The 19,361-nt window shown below is 59.5% G+C and carries 12 protein-coding genes; 6 read left to right on the top strand and 6 right to left on the bottom strand.

Annotated elements, in window-relative coordinates; translation table 11 throughout:
- From ABSG47_RS08785 to ABSG47_RS08775, 3 genes are all read right to left on the bottom strand, one after another.
- Positions 1–334, bottom strand: a 334-nt coding sequence (locus ABSG47_RS08785) for a beta/alpha barrel domain-containing protein (protein WP_481133024.1), incomplete at its 3' end; no start/stop codon positions are given.
- Between the two features lie 5 nt (positions 335–339).
- Positions 340–2,034: an acyl-CoA carboxylase subunit beta gene (locus ABSG47_RS08780; protein ID WP_424168942.1), complete on the bottom strand. Its 1,695-nt coding sequence runs from the start codon at positions 2,032–2,034 to the stop codon at positions 340–342.
- A 13-nt stretch (positions 2,035–2,047) separates the two neighbouring features.
- Positions 2,048–3,208, bottom strand: coding sequence for an acyl-CoA dehydrogenase (locus ABSG47_RS08775; protein ID WP_424168940.1), 1,161 nt, complete (start codon positions 3,206–3,208; stop codon positions 2,048–2,050).
- Positions 3,209–3,385: 177 nt separating this feature from the next.
- Here ABSG47_RS08775 and ABSG47_RS08770 point away from each other — a divergent pair, with 177 nt between their 5' ends.
- From ABSG47_RS08770 to ABSG47_RS08760, 3 genes are all read left to right on the top strand, one after another.
- Complete coding sequence (locus tag ABSG47_RS08770; RefSeq protein WP_424168938.1) at positions 3,386–4,087, top strand: CoA transferase subunit A; 702 nt, start codon at positions 3,386–3,388, stop codon at positions 4,085–4,087.
- Positions 4,087–4,737 (top strand): CoA transferase subunit B, encoded by a 651-nt coding sequence (locus ABSG47_RS08765; RefSeq protein WP_424168936.1) that lies wholly within the window; start codon positions 4,087–4,089, stop codon positions 4,735–4,737. Before ABSG47_RS08770 ends, ABSG47_RS08765 begins: the two co-directional genes overlap by 1 nt.
- Positions 4,738–4,805: 68 nt before the next feature.
- The gene (locus tag ABSG47_RS08760) at positions 4,806–6,944 is read left to right on the top strand and encodes an alpha/beta hydrolase family protein (protein WP_424168934.1); all 2,139 of its coding nucleotides are present in this window, start codon (positions 4,806–4,808) and stop codon (positions 6,942–6,944) included.
- A gap of 303 nt (positions 6,945–7,247) precedes the next feature.
- Here the strand turns inward: ABSG47_RS08760 and ABSG47_RS08755 are convergent, their stop codons facing one another.
- From ABSG47_RS08755 to ABSG47_RS08745, 3 genes are all read right to left on the bottom strand, one after another.
- A complete protein-coding gene (locus tag ABSG47_RS08755) occupies positions 7,248–7,817 on the bottom strand; it encodes a Maf family protein (protein WP_424168932.1) in 570 nt (189 codons plus the stop codon).
- A 120-nt stretch (positions 7,818–7,937) separates the two neighbouring features.
- Positions 7,938–8,939, bottom strand: a complete 1,002-nt coding sequence (locus ABSG47_RS08750; protein WP_424168930.1) for an isoaspartyl peptidase/L-asparaginase — start codon at positions 8,937–8,939, stop codon at positions 7,938–7,940.
- An 82-nt stretch (positions 8,940–9,021) separates the two neighbouring features.
- A complete protein-coding gene (locus tag ABSG47_RS08745; protein ID WP_424168928.1) occupies positions 9,022–9,834 on the bottom strand; it encodes a hypothetical protein in 813 nt (270 codons plus the stop codon).
- Positions 9,835–10,340: 506 nt separating this feature from the next.
- Between ABSG47_RS08745 and ABSG47_RS08740 the strand changes: the two genes are divergently transcribed.
- From ABSG47_RS08740 to ABSG47_RS08730, 3 genes are all read left to right on the top strand, one after another.
- Positions 10,341–10,937, top strand: coding sequence for a hypothetical protein (locus tag ABSG47_RS08740; RefSeq protein WP_424168926.1), 597 nt, complete (start codon positions 10,341–10,343; stop codon positions 10,935–10,937).
- 168 nt (positions 10,938–11,105) lie between these two features.
- A complete protein-coding gene (locus tag ABSG47_RS08735) occupies positions 11,106–17,774 on the top strand; it encodes a beta strand repeat-containing protein (RefSeq protein ID WP_424168924.1) in 6,669 nt (2,222 codons plus the stop codon).
- A 25-nt stretch (positions 17,775–17,799) separates the two neighbouring features.
- Positions 17,800–19,323 (top strand): terminase large subunit, encoded by a 1,524-nt coding sequence (locus ABSG47_RS08730; protein ID WP_424168922.1) that lies wholly within the window; start codon positions 17,800–17,802, stop codon positions 19,321–19,323.
- Positions 19,324–19,361 lie beyond the last annotated feature (38 nt).

The following is a 19,361-nucleotide window of genomic DNA, read 5'->3' as shown; positions in this document are numbered from 1 at the left end:
TCTGATTGCGGTGCAGAAACTCCGCTGAGATGGAGTGCGGAAAACCAAGCGTCGTGACTTTGCCGGTAGCAATCGCACGCTCCGCGCCCTTCCCGTTGACCACGATGCCAATGACTTCGACATCGGCGGGCACGTCAAGCTGCGCAAGCACTTCTTCCGAATCCGCCATTTGCGGAACGGCTCGCGGTGAAACAAAACTGGCCGCATCGATGCGGGTAAATCCTGCCGTAATGAGCGCACGCAGATATTCCGCCTTGGCCGCGGCTGGAATTGCGCCAGCCAATCCCTGCCATGCATCGCGCGGGCACTCGACGAATTGGATTGCATTGTTCATCAGTCTTACGTTTGAATTGCACCTGGATTGAACGGCGCAACATCCGGGTTGAGGCTCGCCGCTTCCAGCGCCGCAATCAGCGCGGCTCGCGTATCCACAGGATCGACAATCGCATCCACCCAGAGCCGCGCGGCTCCATAGCGCGGATCGGCCTGCGTGTCATAAGTGTTCTTGATCTCGTCGTAAATCTGCTTGCGCTCCTCGTCGGTGAGAGCGTGGCCGCCGCGCTCCAGTTGCTTTACGCGTACTTCAACGAGCGTGTTTGCGGCCGAGGCTCCACTCATCACGGCGTAACGTGCCGTGGGCCACGCAAACAAGAAGCGCGGATCGTAGGCTTTCCCGCACATCGCGTAGTGGCCCGCGCCAAAGCTGCCGCCCAGGATGACAGAAATCTTCGGGACCACAGAATTGGAAACGGCGGCAACCATCTTCGCTCCCGCGCGAATGATCCCACTCTGCTCGGCATCCCGGCCCACCATAAAGCCGTTCACATCGTGCAGAAAAATCAGCGGAATCAGGCTCTGGTTGCAGTCGAGAATAAAGCGCGCCGCTTTTTCCGCGCTCTCTGTATAGATCACGCCGCCAAACTCAGTGCGTCGGTCGCCGCCCGCCGCAGTCGTAGTTTGATGCTGCTTCTGGTTAGCCACAATGCCCACCGCATAGCCACCGATGCGCGCATAACCGCAGACAAGCGTGCGTCCATAACCCGCGCGGTACTCATCGAACTCCGAGCGGTCCACCAGCCGCGCAATCACCTCATGGATGTCGTATGTGTTGGTCCCGGAACGCGCTGGATCAGGATCAAGCAGCCCGTAAAAATCCTCCGCTGCATAGAGCGGCGCATCCCTCTTCAGATCAAAGGGAATCGCACTAAACGGCGCTCTGCCACGCGTTCCCAGCTTTTCCACCAGCGACCGCACACGCGTAATGCAGGCCCCATCATCCGGCTCTTTAAAATCAACCGTGCCGGAGATCTCCGAGTGCATGGTGGCTCCGCCCAGCTCTTCCGCGCCCACCTTCTGCCCAATCGCAGCCTGCACCAGCGCGGGTCCGGCAAGAAACAATCCGCTGCCTTCGGTCATCAGCACGGTATCCGTCATCACCGGCAGATACGCGCCGCCCGCCACGCACATCCCCATGATGGCCGTGATCTGCGGAATATTCTTTGCCGACATGACCGCGTTGTTGCGAAAGACGCGCCCAAAATCATCTTGATCCGGAAACACATCCTCCTGCAGCGGAAGAAACACGCCGGAAGAATCGACCAGATAAATCGTCGGTATGCGATTCTCAAGCGCAATCGTCTGCGCGCGAATCACCTTCTTCGCTGTCATGGGAAAGAATGCGCCGGCCTTCACGGTGGCGTCGTTCGCAATCACCATCACGAGCCTGCCATGCACGCGGCCCAGGCCAGTCACAACGCCCGCTGCAGGCGCGCCGCCCCACTCCTCATACATCTTGTATGCGGTGTACAGGCCGAGTTCCAGAAAAACCGCGCCCGGATCGAGCAGCAGCGCGAGCCTCTCGCGCACAGTCAGTCGCTTCTTCGCGTGTTGCGCGTCAATCGCCTTCGCGCCGCCGCCAAGCCGAATCGTCTCCTGCTCGCTGCGCATGGCGCCGAGCAGCACAAGCAGCGCTTCGCGATTCTTCCCGTAGCGCGTGGCTTTGGTATCCAGCTTTGAGGGCAATGTGTTACTCATTTGTTCTCCGCGGCTATTTCAGAATCTCGCGCGCAATCACCATGCGCTGAATCTCGCTGGTGCCCTCGCCGATGGTGCATAATTTTACATCGCGGTAAAACTTCTCCGCCGGATAGTCCTTGATGAATCCGTAGCCGCCGTGAATCTGCACGCACTCATCGCAAATGCGCACCGCGGCCTCGCTGGCAAACAGCTTCGCCATCGAAGACTCAAGCGTAACCTTCTCGCCCGCAGTCTTTTTGCGCGCAGCGCGCAGAGTCAGTTGCCGTGCAGCTTCGAGTTGCGTGGCCATGTCCGCCAGCTTGAACTGAATTGCCTGAAACTCCGCAATTGCCTTACCGAACTGCTTCCGCTCCTTCGCATATTTGCGCGCAGCATCGTAAGCTCCATGCGCAATGCCAAGCGCCAGCGCGGCAATCGAGATGCGCCCGCCATCCAGCACGCGCATCGAGTCAATAAAGCCTTCGCCTTCTGCGCCAATACGGTTCTCATCCGGCACAAAGCAGTCCTCGAAGATCAGCTCCGAAGTGTCCGAGGCGCGCAGGCCGAGCTTGTCTTCCTTTTTGCCCGGCCGAAAACCAGGCGTGCCTTTTTCCACCAGGAAGGCCGTCAAACCGTGGCTCTTCTTCTCGCGGTCCGTCACCGCAATTACCAGCGCACAATCCGCCTTGCCACCATTGGTAATGAAGGTCTTGCTGCCGTTCAACACCCAACCGTTATCGCGGCGCACAGCCGTGGTGCGCGCACCAAGCGCATCAGAGCCCGCGCCCGGCTCGGTCAGCCCCCATGAGCCAAGCCACTCGCCCGATGCCAGCCGCGTCACCCAGCGCTTGTGCTGCTCCGCATTGCCGGCAAGATAGAGATGATTCGTGCATAGCGAATTATGCGCAGCCACAATAATGCCAACAGAGCCATCCACGCGCGAGAGTTCTTCAATGGCAAGCACGTACTCCACGTAGCCCATGCCGCTGCCGCCCAGCTCCGGCGGAAAGATCACGCCCAACAGGCCCATCTGGCCAAGCTGCCGAACGATCTCTGTGGGAAAAGTAGAATGCTCATCCCACTCGCGCACATGCGGAGCAATCTCGCGCTCCGCAAAGCGGCGTATCTCGCGCCGCAACTCTTCCTGTTCTTCCGTTAGCTCAAACTCCGCGCTCGCGGTACTTGCGGACATGCAAACTCCTTCTTGCAACTTTTTCACTATAGTTAGATGCGCCTGACTTCCACATCATTCGACCGCGAGTATCGCATCGCGAAGCAAGCTGAGGCAATCACCCGTCATTCAATTCGGTACGGTTTCTTCCCGTTGGTCTAACGTGCTATTTTTCTCTGGCATTATGGGAATGCAACGATGAATAAACTCTGGCCCAGCGCGGCCGCGGCGCTTGAAGGAATTGTGCGGGATGGAATGCTGCTGGCCGTTGGCGGCTTTGGCCTGTGCGGCATTCCAGAGGCTCTCATTGCAGCGCTGCGCAACACCGGCAAGCGCAACCTCACTGTGGCCAGCAACAACGCAGGCGTAGACGGCTGGGGCCTCGGGCTGCTGCTTGAGACGCGCCAGATTCGCAAGATGATTTCGAGCTACGTGGGCGAGAATGCCGAGTTCGAGCGGCAGTTTCTGGCCGGCGAGCTTGAAGTGGAGTTTGTTCCGCAGGGCACGCTGGCGGAGCGCATGCGCGCAGGCGGCGCGGGCATTCCGGGCTTCTACACGCGCTCGGGTGTTGGCACGGTCGTGGCTGAAGGGAAAGAGCACAAGGAGTTTGACGGGCAAACTTACATTCTGGAGCGCGGGATGCAAGCGGACCTGGCGCTCGTGAAGGCATGGAAGGCTGATCCGCACGGCAATCTCATCTATCGCAAGACGGCGCGCAACTTTAATCCGCTCGCTGCCTCATGTGGCAAAGTCACCGTTGCGGAAGCGGAGATCATCGTAGAGCCAGGCGAGTTGGACCCGGATGAGATTCATACGCCGGGAATTTACGTGCAGCGCGTGGTGCATAACCCGACACCTGAAAAACGCATCGAGCGACGGACGATCAGGAGTGCGAACTAATGGCCCAGACCGGAGGTTGGACACGCAACCAGATGGCGCAACGCGCCGCCGCCGAGCTCAAGGACGGCTACTACGTGAACCTCGGCATCGGCATGCCTACGCTGGTGGCGAATTACATTCCCGCAGGCATCTCGGTTGTGCTGCAGTCAGAGAACGGAATCCTCGGCATGGGTCCGTATCCGCTCGAAAGTGAAGTCGATGCCGACCTGATCAACGCAGGCAAGGAGACTGTGACACTACTGGAGGGCGCGGCAATCTTTTCAAGCGCGGAGTCCTTCGCCATGATTCGCGGCGGACATATCGATCTCGCCATTCTTGGCGCCATGCAGGTTTCTGCCAGCGGCAATCTTGCCAACTGGATGATTCCCGGCAAGCGTGTAAAAGGCATGGGCGGTGCGATGGATCTGGTAAACGGCGTGCGGCGCGTGCTGGTGCTCATGGAGCACAATGCCACAGACGGCAGTCCCAAGCTGCTGCCGGAGTGTACGCTGCCGCTCACCGGCGCTGCCGTAGTGAACCGCGTCATTACGGACCTCGGCGTGATGGACGTAACTCCGGATGGCATCGCAGTCACGGAGCTCGCCGAAGGTGTCACCCGCGACGAGTTTGCGCAGCGCACCGGCGTGCCGGTACGGTTTGCTATCGGCTAAGCCGCAGTCTCTATACTCATTCCCATAAGAAGTACGCCTTCTCTCTGCCCATTCTTCTGGGAGGTCTCATGCATTTTTCTGTTTACCGTCGCGTGGCGCTGTCCGCTCTCTTTGTCTTTACTGCATTCAGTGCTTCGGCGCAGTCCTTCACCGTAGAGCAGGTGATGAGCGCGCCGTTCCCTTCCGATCTGGCAACGGATGAGCATGGTTCCACGATTGCGTGGGTCTCGAACAGCAAGGGTGAGCGCAATATCTGGGTTGCCGATGGGCCGGAGTTCACCCCGCGTCAGCTAACGCATTACACCGGCGACAACGGGCAGGAAATCGATTCGGTTCGGCTAACGCCGGATGGCGGCACGGTGCTCTATGCGCGCGGAACGGAGTTGAACGATGAAGGCCGCGCCGCGAATCCCACGACGGAGCCCGCGCAGCCGCTGCAGCAGGCGTGGGCCGTGCCTATACAGGGCGGCGAGCCAAAGCTGCTGGGTGATATGGGTTGCGGAAGCGAGGACTGCGAGGACATTCAGATCTCGCCCGATGGCCGCTGGGCTCTATGGACCGCAAAGCATCGCATCTGGATTGCCGAAATTGCGGGCAAAGAAAAAGCAGTAGCTTTAACTGACGAGCGCGGCACGCCCCAGAACCCGAAGTGGTCTCCGCAAGGAGACCGCATCGCTTACACACTGAGCCGCGGCGATCACGCCTTCCTTGCGATTGCCACAGTGAAGGACGGCAAGCTGGTGAAGACCGGCTACGTTGCTCCGTCCGTCGATCGCGACACACAGCCGCGCTGGTCACCCGATGGCAGGCACGTGGCCTTCATGCGTCTGCCGGGTGAGCAGAATAAGCTGCCGATCATTCCTCAGACGCCGGAGCCGTGGGCCATCTGGGTGGCGGATACCGACGCAACAGACTCAACAACGCTGAAGGCGCACGAAATCTGGCACAGCGGCGCGGGCTTGCGTGACTCACTGCCACGCTTTTCCGCAGGCTCATTTCATTACGCGGCGGGCGAGCGGATCGTCTTTGACTCCGAGCAGGATGGATGGGGACATTTGTATTCCATTGACGCGCTGCGCGGCGGCCAGGCAACACTGCTCACGCCAGGCAAGTTCGAGATTGAAGACGTGGAAATGAGCGTCGATAGAAAGACTGCCCTCTACTCGTCCAATCAGGGTGACATCGACCGCAGGCATATCTGGAGCGTAGCTGCGGCAGGCGGAACTCCAATAGCGCTTACGCAAGGCGAGACAATTGAGTGGAGCCCGGCAGAAACAGGCGACGGCAAGATGCTTGTCTGCTTTGGCTCGACAGCAACGACCCCTGCAATGCTGTATCGCATCGCAGGCGGCAAGCGGATTCTGCTCTCTGGCTCATTGCTGCCAAAGGATTTCCCATCGAACAAGCTGGTGACGCCGAAGCAGGTGACCTTCCAGAGCGAAGACGGGCTGGCGATTCACGGGCAGCTCTTTGAACCGGCAAATCATAACGGTCGCGGACCTGCGGTGATCTTCGTGCATGGTGGGCCAATGCGGCAAATGCTGCTCGGCTTCAACTACCGGCCCTACTATCACAATGCCTATGCTGAGAATCAGTATCTGGCAAGCCTGGGCTTTACCGTGCTCTCGGTCAACTACCGTCTCGGCATCATGTACGGGCATGACTTCCGCGTAGCTCCAAATGGCGGCTGGCGCGGCTCATCCGAATACAAGGATGTAGTAGCCGCGGCGAAATTTCTGCAAACCCTCCCAACCATAGACTCGAAGCGCATCGGCATCTGGGGTGGTTCGTACGGCGGCCTGCTGACAGCGCTCGCGCTCTCCCGCAACTCCGATCTCTTTGCCGCGGGCGTGGACTATCACGGCGTGCATGACTGGAGCGTGATCTTCCAGGAAGACGACCCGACAGCAAACAAAGCTCCGGACTACATTGCCGCAAGAAAGCTGGCGTGGGAGTCCTCACCCGATGCCTCGATTGCGACATGGAAATCGCCAGTGCTGCTCATCCAGGGCGACGACGACCGCAACGTCCCCTTCAACCAGATGGTCGATCTGGTGCAGCGCCTGCGCGCGGCCAATGTGCCATTCGAGCAGATCGTCTACCCGGATGAGATTCACGACTTCCTGCTCTGGCGGGACTGGGTGGCAAGCTACAAGGCGACAGCCGAGTTCCTATCGAAGCAGTTAAAGCCGGAGGTTCGGCAGTAGTAGACAAAAGGCCCACTCATCGCAGCTTCATCGCGATGAGCGGGGCTTCAGCCAAGGCCACAACGGGATTACGATGACAACATGCCCTACGGCCTGAAGCGGTTCCAGAGAGCGGAAGCTCTCCACTTCGTCACGTTCAACTGCTTCCACCGGCTTCCGTTCCTCGAAGCGCCGGAACCGAAGAAAACGGTAGAACACTATTCTTGTCACTGTGATTCCATAACTGGCGCGGTGCCCCCAGGCTCCGTTTTTGGGACCCGGGACAGCACAAAAGCCAATCTGCCCACTGGCCCCCGTAACCTGTCAACCGCCGCCATGCTCTTCAAGCATCGCGCTCACCCTCGCCAGCGGCAGCCCCACCACATTGAAGTAGCATCCCTCAATCCGAGGAATCCACTTCCCGGCACGCCCCTGAATCCCGTAAGCTCCAGCCTTATCCAGCGGCTCGCTCGTCTCCACGTACGCGGCAATCTCGGCTTCTGAAATCTCGCGAAAACGAACCTCCGTCACTTCCGCCGAAGCTTCCACACCACGCGCACTCACCACCGCCACGCCCGTAATCACGCGATGCGTCCGCCCGCTCAGCCCCCGCAACATCCTCACCGCATCCGCCTTATCTATCGGCTTGCCCAGAATCTCTTTATCCAGCACAACCGTGGTGTCTGCCCCCAGCACCACGGCCTCGCTGTCACCCACGGCATCAAATACGACCTGCGCCTTCTCCCGCGCCAGCCGAGTCACATACGCCGTCGGCTCCTCCCCCGGCAGCACACTCTCATCCACATCCGCCGGATGCACGATGAAGGAAAATCCAGCCTGCGCCAGTAACTCCCGGCGACGCGGCGAAGCCGAAGCCAATATCAATCGCGCCATACGTTCAGACTACCGCCGTTTTTTCACAGAATCCTGGATGCCACAGGTCCCGATTTTGGAACCTGGGATAGCACTCCCGGTCGGTCTACCGTCACGGAGCTAAAAGCTGGGAGCTAAAAGCTAAAAACTGCTCTTCAACCCCGTCTCCAAACCCAACTCCGTCCCCACACCCCAGGCCATCCCCGGCGTATTATGCGCCAGCCCCCATCGCCCATCCGGACCCAGCAGAATAATCCCGCCATGCCCGCCCAGCCGTCTATACAGATAATCAATCGCTTCCCGCGCCGCCAGCTCCGGAGCCACACCGGCCCCCACGCGATCCACCGCCCACTTGCCCAGCACCAGCTTCATAATCGGCTCGCCCCACCCCGTCAGGCTCACCGCCGCCGACAAGTTATCCGCATAACACCCGCACCCAATCAGCGAGGAATCCCCCACTCGCCCCGGCGTCTTGTTCAGCGTGCCACCGGTAGAAGTCGCCGCCGCCAGATTTCCATCTACATCGAGCGCCACCGCCCCCACCGTGTCATGGGAGAGCATTTCTGATCTCTGATCTCTGACCGCTGATCTCTCGTAAGCCGTCTCAGGCCCCTTGTCATCCATAGCCCCAGAAAACGTCTCATCGGCCAATCCCTTCGCTGCCCTCGCCTGCGCGCCTCTAAGCCGTTCCCGCTCCCGGTCCAGCACCAGCGCGGAGTTATCAATCAACTCCACCCCATGCGCCGCCGCAAAATCCTCCGCCCCCGCGCCCACAAAGTAGACATGCGGGCTCTTCTCCAGCACCGCCCGCGCAGCACGAATCGGATTCCTCAGCCGCTCCACGCACGCCACGCCGCCGGCCTTCATCCGCCCGCCGTCCATCAGCAAGGCATCCAGTTGCACCCGCCCGGCGCTGGTCAAAAAACTTCCCCGCCCGGCGTCAAAGGTCTCATCGTCTTCCAACGCCACCACGGCCTCTTCCACCGCGTCCACGCAGCTTCCGCCCCGCTCCAGCACGCTCCAGCCGGCCGTAAGCGCCGCCCTCACGCCTCGCTCATGCGCCACTTCCGCATCCGCCGGAATCGCCCACGCCCCGCCATGCACCAGCAGCACCGGCTTCCTTCGTTTCACGCTTTCGTTCATAAAGCGAATCCTACCGTTCCGCATCCATCGCAGACAATCCAGCACCGCCACGACAACCTGCTACCTAAACCGGATGAAGCCCTCACTGCGGTTTTCCAGTCTGCGGCACCTCCGGCACAATCCGCACCTCGCTCGCGTAACGGTGGCAGTTCGAGTAAACCGACTCCATCTCCCCACTCTCGGTAGCATCATGCGCGGAGGACTTCGCAGGCAGCCAGAAGATGCGGTCGCCGAACTGTACCGGAGCGTAGTCAATGGAAGCGAAATAGGCTTCGCCATTCTGCTCGGAGACATCGGGAGGGATCGTGCGCTCGCTGTGAACAATGCGCCCGGTCTCGGCATCGGCAATCACCATGTAGTGCGTGCCGGCCAGAATCGCCCGGCAGGCTTCAGCCGGCGGCTCGGCCTTGCGATCGGCCTCAACCTGAACCTCATCCGCTCTGCCGTCATTCACCGGAGAAGCGCGATACACAAAACAATCCTTCAGCTCCTCGCGGTGGAAGCCGATCAGATTCGCAAAGATGCCTTGAATAAAAAACGGAAGATTCAAATCTTCCGCATCCAGCGTCCCACCCGGTGCCCTCACCAGCTTTCCGTTCACCTTCGCGATCCTATGCTGCTCGCTGAACGGGTCGAACGGATCGGGCGGCGTCTTGCGCAGCTCCCGAATCGTGCCTTCGAGCCGCACCTGCCGCTTGACCTTGCCGTTAAAACTCACCTCCTGGGAAACAATGCGCTCATTGCAGGAAAGCGACGGCAGCGTGGTGCGGTACTGATCCGCATACGCATACAGCCGGTCCACCAGCGCATGCAGCGGCGACGCCGGTTGCGAAGCCTGCTGCGACTGCAAACCCGATGCCACCAGAAACAGAGCCAGCGCCGTCAACCGTTTCATGCATCTCCTCCCGCCGAAAAAGAATTTGACGCAGAGCGCCATCGGAGAGTCCCAAATCGACCCAAATTCCCGAATCGGGAAAATCTTGTCAAGTCCCATCCCTGTGGAAAACTCTGCAACCCCATCATTCCAAAGGAGAAAAAACTTTCGTGGAGTTTGCATATAATTATGGCTCGATTTTGTATTCTTAAAACATAGTCAAGACAAAAGAGAACACACAGGGAGCGATGAGCTTCCCGGAGCCTTTGTGCGCTTCGTGGAAGAGACGTGTCGTTCCGCATAAATTACAAACGGATTCAGCCTTCAGGGCATCGGTCTGCTGTCTCGCATGTCGACGTGCGCGACGGTCGCTTCCAATGCGCTCGGAAGTTTATAGCAAGGCGCGCGCAATTTGGCGCATTTGGGGCAGAGGTGTTTCAAGCAGATCTGGGGAATACTGCTTCGATCTCTGCCCTGGGGGCTTCGTCCGGAGAAGTACCTACCTAAATAGAACCGGAGATTAGATTATGAGCAATTGCAGAACGTTCAATCGCAGCAGCAGAAGAGAGCAGAAGAAGCCGCGCGGTGCGGCCATGATCAATGTAAGCAATCTCGCTTACCAAAAGATTGCAGAAGACCCTGAGAGGTTCGTCAACAAGCTCTTCTACATGGTGGAAGAGAAGGATTCCGTCAACGCCGCCAGCCTCATCATTAAGCTGGCTGACGGCGCGGAGATCGTCGCGGTCGAAGAAGCGGAGCTTGATCGTCCCACTCTCATCGAGCGTTGGACCGTCGAGCTGGAAAACGAAGCAGAAGCAGCGCAGGAAGCAGCAACCCGCGAGCTCGGGCAGATTCCCGAGCCGGAAACCGCAGTCGAAGCACTCGCAGAACCGGTCGCAGTCAAAGCAGCCGCGGCATCAACCGCTCAGCCTGAACCGGCCGGGGCACACAGCAACATCGGCAGCACACACATCAACGAAATTGGACTGCCTGTCGTCAACCAGTCCCAAACCATGAATTCGCCGGGAACTCGCTCCTGTCGCAGCACACCGCGGCCCAGCGCGCCCAGCCATGAATCGAAACAAGCCGCAGTCAACCAGTCAGGCGCATCCATCTACGTCTGACCGCATACATCTCGCGAAATAAAAAAGCCGGAGCCGATGCTCCGGCTTTTTACTGTCCACGAACCACGAACCACTGTTTTCGAACCACGATCCACAAACCACTCCGGGCGTCTGCCGTTTTCGCGGCAGACGCCCAAATTTTTGCCCTGGCGGGAAGAGGAAACTCACGTGTACACCTTCAAGCGACAGATAAGTACAGACAATCAGGCAATGCAGGCCGTTCGCGGAGGCTTATTCCGCGCAGGACAGTGGCTCGTTTACTGGCTTCTCTGGGCCGGCATGGTCTGGGCCGCGTTAGCCCAGGGTGTCACCACCACCACCGTCACCACCACTACGGTCCAGGGAACCGTTTATCTGGCCAATGGTACGCCCGCTGCCGGCATGCTCCAGATCAGTTGGCCGTCCTTCACCACCGCCGCCGGCCAGGCCATCGCTGCCGGCAGAACCATGGTGGCCATCGGTGCGGGCGGTCTCGTCAGCGTCGATCTCGCCGCCAATCAGGGAGCCTACCCCGGCGGGCTCTTCTATACCGTCATCTACAACCTCTCGGATGGCAGCGTCCACACCGAGTACTGGACCGTTCCCGCCGCCGCGCAAGCTACCATCGGCGCGGTGCGCGCGCAGATCTTGCCTGCCGCGCAGGCCATCCAGGCCGTCAACAAAACCTACGTCGATCAAGCCATCGCGACGGCTCAGGCCAGCGATCTCACCGCCAACGGTGGCACTCTCACCGGCCCGCTCTATCTCTCGGGCGACCCAACCACACCTCTTCAGGCCGCCGACAAGCATTATGTTGACGGACAATTCGCGCTCGCTCTCCCCCTCGCCGGCGGCGCGGCCACAGGCCCGCTCACCGCCGTCCAACTTGGCGCGGTCTATCAGGTGGATCAGTTTCCCGGCGCTGACATCGGAGCCAAGCTCCAGGCCTGCGTCAACAATCTCAACTCCACCTTCGGCGGCGTCTGCGACGCACGCAACTTTCCCGGCACGCTCACCATCGCCGCGAACGTAACCATCGCCACACCCAACGCAGTCATCGATCTGCCCTGCGCCACCATTACCACCAGCGCGCAGTTCATCGTCACCGCGGGCACGCGCAACGTCGTCGTTCACGGCTGCGGGTTTCAGGGCGGCTCCACGGCCTCCGGCACGCAGGGCGGCACTGTCTGGGTTTACACCGGCTCAAGCAACGCCTTCCAGATCGGGGACAGGACCGGAGCCGCGAACACGCCCGGCTTCTTCATGCACGACATCAACATCAATACCGCCACTGCCGGCGCCGGCGCTGCCGGTATCTACTTCGAGCGCGCGCAAGAGGTCCGCCTCGACGGCATCTACCTCAACGGCAACAACGCCACAGGCCAGATCGGCGTCGTTCTTGACGGCACCGGAAATTACGCCGGCGGAACCTTCATCGATGTCTACATCAACGGCTTCGGAACCGGCTGGCAGCTTACCGGCGATGCGCTCGGCAACTTCGCCAACGCCAGCACATTCGTCAAGACACACGTCGTCTGCCCCACAAGCGTCAGCGGTGGCACACCCATCGTCGGCACCATCGGCGTCAATGTCCTTGAAGGCGACGGCAACACCTGGTCCGGCGGCGATGTCGAAAGCTGCTCCACCATGTTCCATCTCGGTCCCAACGCCGTCAACAACACCATCGACGGCCTCCGCAACGAGAACTCCACCATCCAGTATCAGGCCGACTCCGGCTCCAAATGGAATGCTGTCTTCACCGGCGGCACCTTCTTCACCGGCGAGCTGATCGACAACGGCAGCCGCAACAGCTTCTGGGATGCCTTCCACCGCAATGCAAATGGCATGAAAGGGGATTGGTACGCCAGCCAGCAGGATGCAACCGTCACCAATCACATCCGCGTCGGCATTGGCTCCGGCAACGAGCGCGGAATCTCCAACGAAATCCAGACCGACTACGGCTATCGCTGGGAAGAAGGCTACTCCGACGCCATGGGAACCGGCTTCCAGACCTGGGCGCTGCAGGATCTGCTCAACAATGTGAACAGGCTCGCTGTCGGCCAGTATCTTTCCGCCACGGCCAACGTCGTCACCAACATCGTGCTCAACAACGGCGGCTGCTATAACACCAGCACGCCGCCCACCATCACCATCTCTGGGGGCGCAGGCACGGGCGCCACAGCAACGGCCACCATGGCAGCCTCCACCAGCCTCAGTTGCAATGGCGGCGCGGGCTTCCAGGTTGCATCCGTCGCCGTTACCGCGATCGGCAGCGGATATACCTCCGCGCCCACCGTCACATTTGCCGGCGCCAACCAGGTCACCGCGCCAAACTCCATCGCGGAAATTGTCTCCGCGGGCAGCACCAACAATCAGACCGTCATCAACTCAGCCGGCACTGGTTCCATCGTTCTCAATGGCTCCAACAATGCAGGCACCGGCGGCATTGTCATCGGCTCCGGCGGTTTAACCAGCACCGCGGTCGCCACCATCGGCAATACCGGCAACGCGCAGTTCATCGGCAGCCTCTCAGTGAACGGAACCTCTCTGTCCGCAGGCACGCTGAGCGTAAGAAACGGAGCGGATACGGAAGTGGACTATTATCTGCAGCCCGGCCTTACCGCCACGCAGAAGGGATCGTTCACCTACAAGGACTACACCGGCACAAGCCAGTGGTACATGGTCAAGGACGCGAGCAACAACTGGTCACTCAACTCCGCGCCCGGCAACATCGATATTCTCAAGGCCTTCCAGAACACCAACTCCGGCGACACGTACCTGGATACCAGTAACGCCACAGGCCACATCCGTCTCAATTTCGAAACCGGTACAGGCACGGAAACAGACATCTACTCCGGCGGCAGCACGAATCTCGATGCTGCATTCCAGAGCCCAACCGCCATCAAGTTCCCTGGCCTTGCCGCCACGAGTGGCAAGTTCTGCCTGCAGATCGATAACTCCGGCTTCCTCTCCAACACCGGAACCGCCTGCGGCACCGGCACCGGCACCGGGTCCGGCACCAGTGGCATCATCAACTCCGGCACCAGCGGCCAGATCGCGGTCTACAGCAGCACCGGCACCACCATCGCGGGCGTTACCAATCTTTCAATCGCCGCCGGCGGCACCGGCGCCACCACCGCCGCGGCCGCTCTCACCAGCCTCGGCGCGCAGGCCGCCCTGCCCGGCGTCTCATCGAATGGCAGCAACGGTGTCACTGTCACCGGCAGTATTGCCGCTTCCGCGGTCAGCTCCAGTACCTCTGTCTCCAGCGCCAACAACGTCATCAACATCATGGCGCCGCCCTACAATGCGCAATGCAACCTGTTGGAGTACTCGGCATTAACCGCTTCGGCAGGAGCCACAACCATCACGGTTGCAGGAGCGACATCGAAATTAGTAGGCCAGACCCTTATTCTCTGGGGCGCAGGAGCAGCCGCCGGGAACACGAATCTTCCTGTTGCGGCTCTGGTGTCGGGCGTATCCGGCAACGCAGTGAGTCTTACCAATCTGACGACTCAGCCTGTGAATACAACCGCACTCGGCTCCGGCCTGACAACCGCGATTCCAAACGCCTCAAATCCGAACGGGCAATTTGAGATCGGCAACGACGATACGTTGGCTATTCAAGCTGCCTACAATGCGGCGCATACCTCTGGAGCGGCAATCCTCTTTCCTGCACCGGGAACTACTGCTGGAGGGGCGCAGTTTTCATGTTTTGCGCAGGCGATTGATCTGAGCGCCGGAGTGGCTGGGTCCTATAATCCGGTGCCGGTTAAGGGAGATGGAAGCATCGTCTCTTTTGTGACTGGCTTTCCTGGTCAGGACGTGTTTCAGGGCCCGGATGGAAAGGTCATCGGCTCTGGGTATACCTATCTCAAGGGACTTGAAATTCGCGTGGACGATAACGTGGATGTGTCGTGCCCGACACAACGAAATTGTCCGTCGGTGGGCAACGGTCAGACGACTTTCGGAAGGTTCACCGGCGTTCAGGTTGCCGAAACGATCAACGATACCTATCCGGCGGAGTCTTCGATTCAGTGTACGTCCGGGACTGCTCCCTACACATGCACGGTTGCCCTGTCGAATCAGATGGGCGGCCAGATTCAGTGCAATGCTCCCGTTCACTTTACGACCTTTACCGGCACGCTCGCGGCATTGTCGAACACAACGCAAACAGCGATGTGTCCCGCAGCTATGCCTGTGAGCGTAGCCATTGCCTCGCAGAATGTCGGATCAGGGTATTCGGGCTCGTGGACCTGCACAGTTAACGGGGGCACATTCTCCTCGCAGGCTACCTGCAGCGCTTCGGTGACAGGAGCAAATGGACTTCTATTCACGATTATGAATCCTGGCGTGTACACCGTTGCCCCCACTTCCATCTCGTTTACAGGAGGGACTTTCACTCCTGGCACTCCGGCCTCAGTCTCCATCTCGACAACTACAGCGACAAACACATTCATTTTCCAGAGTTCAATTTCATCCCTGAACGGCTTCAGCAACGCGACTCCCGACACTACAGGGCAGATCAGTGGCACGATGCAGATCACAAATACCGCGGGATTGCCGGCAAGCAGCGCTCCACTCATCACTCCCGGTCCAAGCGTGTTTCAGGGCGCCTCAATCGCTCAAAGCGCGGACGGAACATTTGATCTGCTAACCGTCGCCAATCCGAATTCAAACGGCGGAAACTTTCAATTTGCCCCCATTGACGGACCGATTGGGAAAGTAATCTCCATACCCGGCATCAGCCTGTCCGCAACAATCACAGGAAACGTGACAAGCACGACTTTCTGCCCTTCGGGAGACAGTTGCGTGACATTCTTTCCGGCCTACAGCGGAGCCGCGTCGAAACTGACAGGATCGTGGGGATTTTCCAGTCCGAGCGGGCCGACTGGAGACCTGCCTCCGTGGTATTTGGGAAATGCCGGGGTCGCGTATATTGCTTCGAATGCTACAACCGCCGGCGGACCACAGGGGATGTATGACGACTTGAACTTTCAGACGATTGGTCCGGCGCCGCCTCGGACTGTACCCTCTGGGGCATTCATGATTCAGCAGGGGACATATTTTGGACAATTTGAACGGATCGCAGCGGACAACCTCTATTACGGATACGCTGAAGTTCTGCCGGTGATCAACGGCAACATTTCCAATTACACGCCGGACACTGCGTCCTACAAAAACCTGAGTTTCAATGTTGCATTGCCGTGGGTTTCTTACGCCGGCAATCACAGGAGCATCGACGGGTGGAGTGTTTATAACGCAAATAACCCACTGACGCTTGGTCCGATGGTGCTGAACGGACCTGAGAACGCCGCGGGTGGATGGACGGTCTCGCATTTCTACCACGAGTGCTGGGGCCTGAATAACGGCACAAATCAGGTGTGGATGGGTGGAGGGTTCACCATCTCCTATGCTGCTCTGACGCAGTGCGCGGGAAACACGATGGGGCCGCAGGTGGTGTGGGCAGCAAGTGCCAGTAATGTGATCGGCGGAATCGGCGGACCAGCTTCTCCTTCTCCGGCGACCGCAGGATTGCAGCTCCTTGGCAGCGGAAATATTTTTTCTGTCGGATTGGCAAACAACTCCGATAATCCCGGTGCGCAGGTAAACGATTTGGGAATTGGCAATCGTGTTCTAGGCAATCTCAACAACGTCAGGCTGCCGGTGTGGTCAAACTCCGCCAGATGCACCCCTGGTGAGTTCGATGCTTCTTCGCTGGGGGAGTTCGCCTCGTCTCCGTTCACATCCATGTGCGGGCTCATCCTGGATTATTCGACGGCTCTTCTTACGGGACCCGGAGCGGGCAACGCGCAGTATATGTCGAACAGCACGGCCTTTGCCGCTCCTTATAGCCTGTCGGGAAGCAATCTTGCGAGTGGGTTCATCTACTCGCCCAGCGGCATCGGAGGATTCGATCTCAATGCGATCGGCGAACCGTTCACCGTCTGCAATGGATGCCGAGTACCCCTGGGAACCATCAACCTTGTGACTGAAATGGCGACTGGCACTACAGGAACAGTGGCTGTAAATGTCTTCGATATGACTGCGAGCACGAACATCTTCACCTGCACCGTCACCATTTCCGCGGCAAACACAGTGGCTCTTCATGGGTATGCGGGTTCATCCGATCCATGCAGTTTCTCTACATCCGCATTGAACGGACATACGCTCGAAGTCGGCGTGAGTGGTGCGCCGATGGGCGGAGCATTGTGGTTTGGGTTCTCAGCTTTTGTACCCGTCTCGACAGTGCCCAAGACTCTGCCGAATGGATCAACAGCGACGACACAGACTACTTCGGACGCTTCAAACCAGGTTGCCACGGATGCCTTCGTCCACAGCGCCATCGCATCGCAGACTGGCTATCAGTTGACCGAATGGACAAACGGAGGCCAGAAAACCTCCCCGGGGGTCTCATTCTCCGCAAATGCCACCGAGCTGTACAGCTTTGAGCTTTCGGGCAGTCTTTCGGCCTCGAAGATCAGTTACACGCCTTCGGCAGCCGATGTAAGCAGTTCGGACTTCTATGACATCGGTATTTACAACGCCACGGGCGGACTTGTATGCCAACTCGGAGCCACGCCAGGATCGAAGTTCGCGCCGAACACGAACACCGTGACGCTCTCCTTCACGAGCGCCTGCAGCCTCTTGGGAGGCGCCCGTTACTACCTCGGAATCACAGCCAGCTCGGCAATCGCAACGCTGACCAGCGTGGGCTCGATGATGATGGCCGACAGCGGCTTTACTCCGTCGAGCGGCAGCGCCACAACCGGAGGAGCGTTGAACTCCTCCATGACGCCGCCTGCCGACGGATGGAACGCTAACGCAACTATGCCGCAGATTGCGCTACATAACTAAATGGCTGGAAACAAGGGAGCTGAGCATGAATGTCGAAGAGCCCGTACTGGGAGCGGAAAGCTGGACGCGGGAGGATCTTGCGCAGGCCGGCAAGATCCTGGACCGACGTCCGGCGCATCTGCAGGGACGGACGGTATGCATGGAGCTGGCCGAGCAACTGCTGTTTGTCCGCAGCAAGGACGGACACAGCCGTCCGCTCCGCGCCAACTCCGTGCAGCAGCTCTTCGAGCAGCGTCGCGGTCAGCGCAACATTGTGCTCAAAGCCCGGCAGATGGGACTGACAACCTGGACCGCCGCACGGTTCTTTCTCAAAACCATCACGCATCCGGGAGTCATGACTGTGCAGGTGGCGCATACGCAAGACGCCGCCGAAGAGATCTTCCGGATGGTACACCGGTTTCTGGACTGGCTGCCGGACGAACTCCGCGAAGGACCTCTTAGAACTTCGCGGCAGAACGCCCGGCAGATCGTCTTTCCGGAGATTGACTCGCAATACCGCGTTGTCTCGGCAGGCGATCGTAACGCCGGACGCGGATGGACGATTCAGAACCTGCACTGCTCGGAGCTGGCGCGCTGGCCGCTCAACCCGGCGGAGATTCTCGCCGGGCTGCGGGCTGCACTCGCACCGGGCGCGGAGGTGATTCTCGAGTCCACGCCGGAGGGTGCAGGCGGATGTTTTTACGAGGAATGGAAAAGGGCCGATGAGACAGGCACCGTGCGGCACTTCTTTCCCTGGTGGATGGAAGCGCGCTATCGCGGCACTGCCGTGGATCGGGCTTCTCTCACGGAAGAAGAGGACAGATTGATCGAGCTTCACAGTCTGGACCTTGAACAGATTGGCTACCGCAGGCATCTGCGCGCCAGCTTTCACGGATTGGCGAAGCAGGAGTATGCCGAAGACGCCGAAAGCTGTTTTCTGGCGAGCGGTGAATCGATCTTCGAGCGCGAACCATTGGAGCAGCGCATTCTCAATGTACCGGAGCCGACGGAGACGCGGAACAATGATCGGCTTCGCATCTGGCTTCCGGCCATTCGTGGCAGGAGGTATCTGGTGGCAGTTGATCCTGCGGGCGGCGGCAGTGAAGGAGATTACTCCGCGGCCCAGGTGATCGATATGGAAACGGGGATGCAATGTGCGGAGTTCGCGGCACACATAGGCGGCCTTGAGCTGGCGCAGAAGATGAAGGAGCTGGCCTGGGAATATAACCAGGCATGGTTGGCTGTCGAACGCAACAATCACGGCAGCGGCATTTTGGCGCTGCTTGAAACCGTCTGCACGTATCGCAACATCTTCCGGCAGAGCGGACAGACAGGATGGCTGACCAGCTCCGTGAGCCGGCCCGCGATGCTGTCGCGGCTAAATGCCGCGCTGGTGGAAAAGCCGGAGCTGTTCATGAGCCGGGAGCTGCTGGCCGAGTGCCGGACCTTTGTGCGGCTGCCCGACGGCAGCAGCGGCGCGCGCGCCGGAACGCACGACGATCGCGTCATGGCAATGGCAATCGGGCTCTCTGCCCGCGCGGAGATGCTGGAAGGAGGAAACAGGAACTGATCGCTGTATGCTGGAATCAGTTAAACCCTGCAACGTGA

The organism is Occallatibacter sp., assembly GCF_049510455.1.
Taxonomy (GTDB): domain Bacteria; phylum Acidobacteriota; class Terriglobia; order Terriglobales; family Acidobacteriaceae; genus Telmatobacter.
This window is presented reverse-complemented; position numbering and strand designations above follow the sequence as displayed.

What these genes read in the sequence shown, in the direction of transcription:
- ABSG47_RS08780 (WP_424168942.1), bottom strand. Translation starts at nt 2,034, where the DNA reads ATGAGTAACACATTGCCCTCAAAGCTGGATACCAAAGCCACGCGCTAC.
- ABSG47_RS08775 (WP_424168940.1), bottom strand. Translation starts at nt 3,208, where the DNA reads ATGTCCGCAAGTACCGCGAGCGCGGAGTTTGAGCTAACGGAAGAACAG.
- ABSG47_RS08770 (WP_424168938.1), top strand. Translation starts at nt 3,386, where the DNA reads ATGAATAAACTCTGGCCCAGCGCGGCCGCGGCGCTTGAAGGAATTGTG.
- ABSG47_RS08765 (WP_424168936.1), top strand. Translation starts at nt 4,087, where the DNA reads ATGGCCCAGACCGGAGGTTGGACACGCAACCAGATGGCGCAACGCGCC.
- ABSG47_RS08760 (WP_424168934.1), top strand. Translation starts at nt 4,806, where the DNA reads ATGCATTTTTCTGTTTACCGTCGCGTGGCGCTGTCCGCTCTCTTTGTC.
- ABSG47_RS08755 (WP_424168932.1), bottom strand. Translation starts at nt 7,817, where the DNA reads ATGGCGCGATTGATATTGGCTTCGGCTTCGCCGCGTCGCCGGGAGTTA.
- ABSG47_RS08750 (WP_424168930.1), bottom strand. Translation starts at nt 8,939, where the DNA reads ATGAACGAAAGCGTGAAACGAAGGAAGCCGGTGCTGCTGGTGCATGGC.
- ABSG47_RS08745 (WP_424168928.1), bottom strand. Translation starts at nt 9,834, where the DNA reads ATGAAACGGTTGACGGCGCTGGCTCTGTTTCTGGTGGCATCGGGTTTG.
- ABSG47_RS08740 (WP_424168926.1), top strand. Translation starts at nt 10,341, where the DNA reads ATGAGCAATTGCAGAACGTTCAATCGCAGCAGCAGAAGAGAGCAGAAG.
- ABSG47_RS08730 (WP_424168922.1), top strand. Translation starts at nt 17,800, where the DNA reads ATGAATGTCGAAGAGCCCGTACTGGGAGCGGAAAGCTGGACGCGGGAG.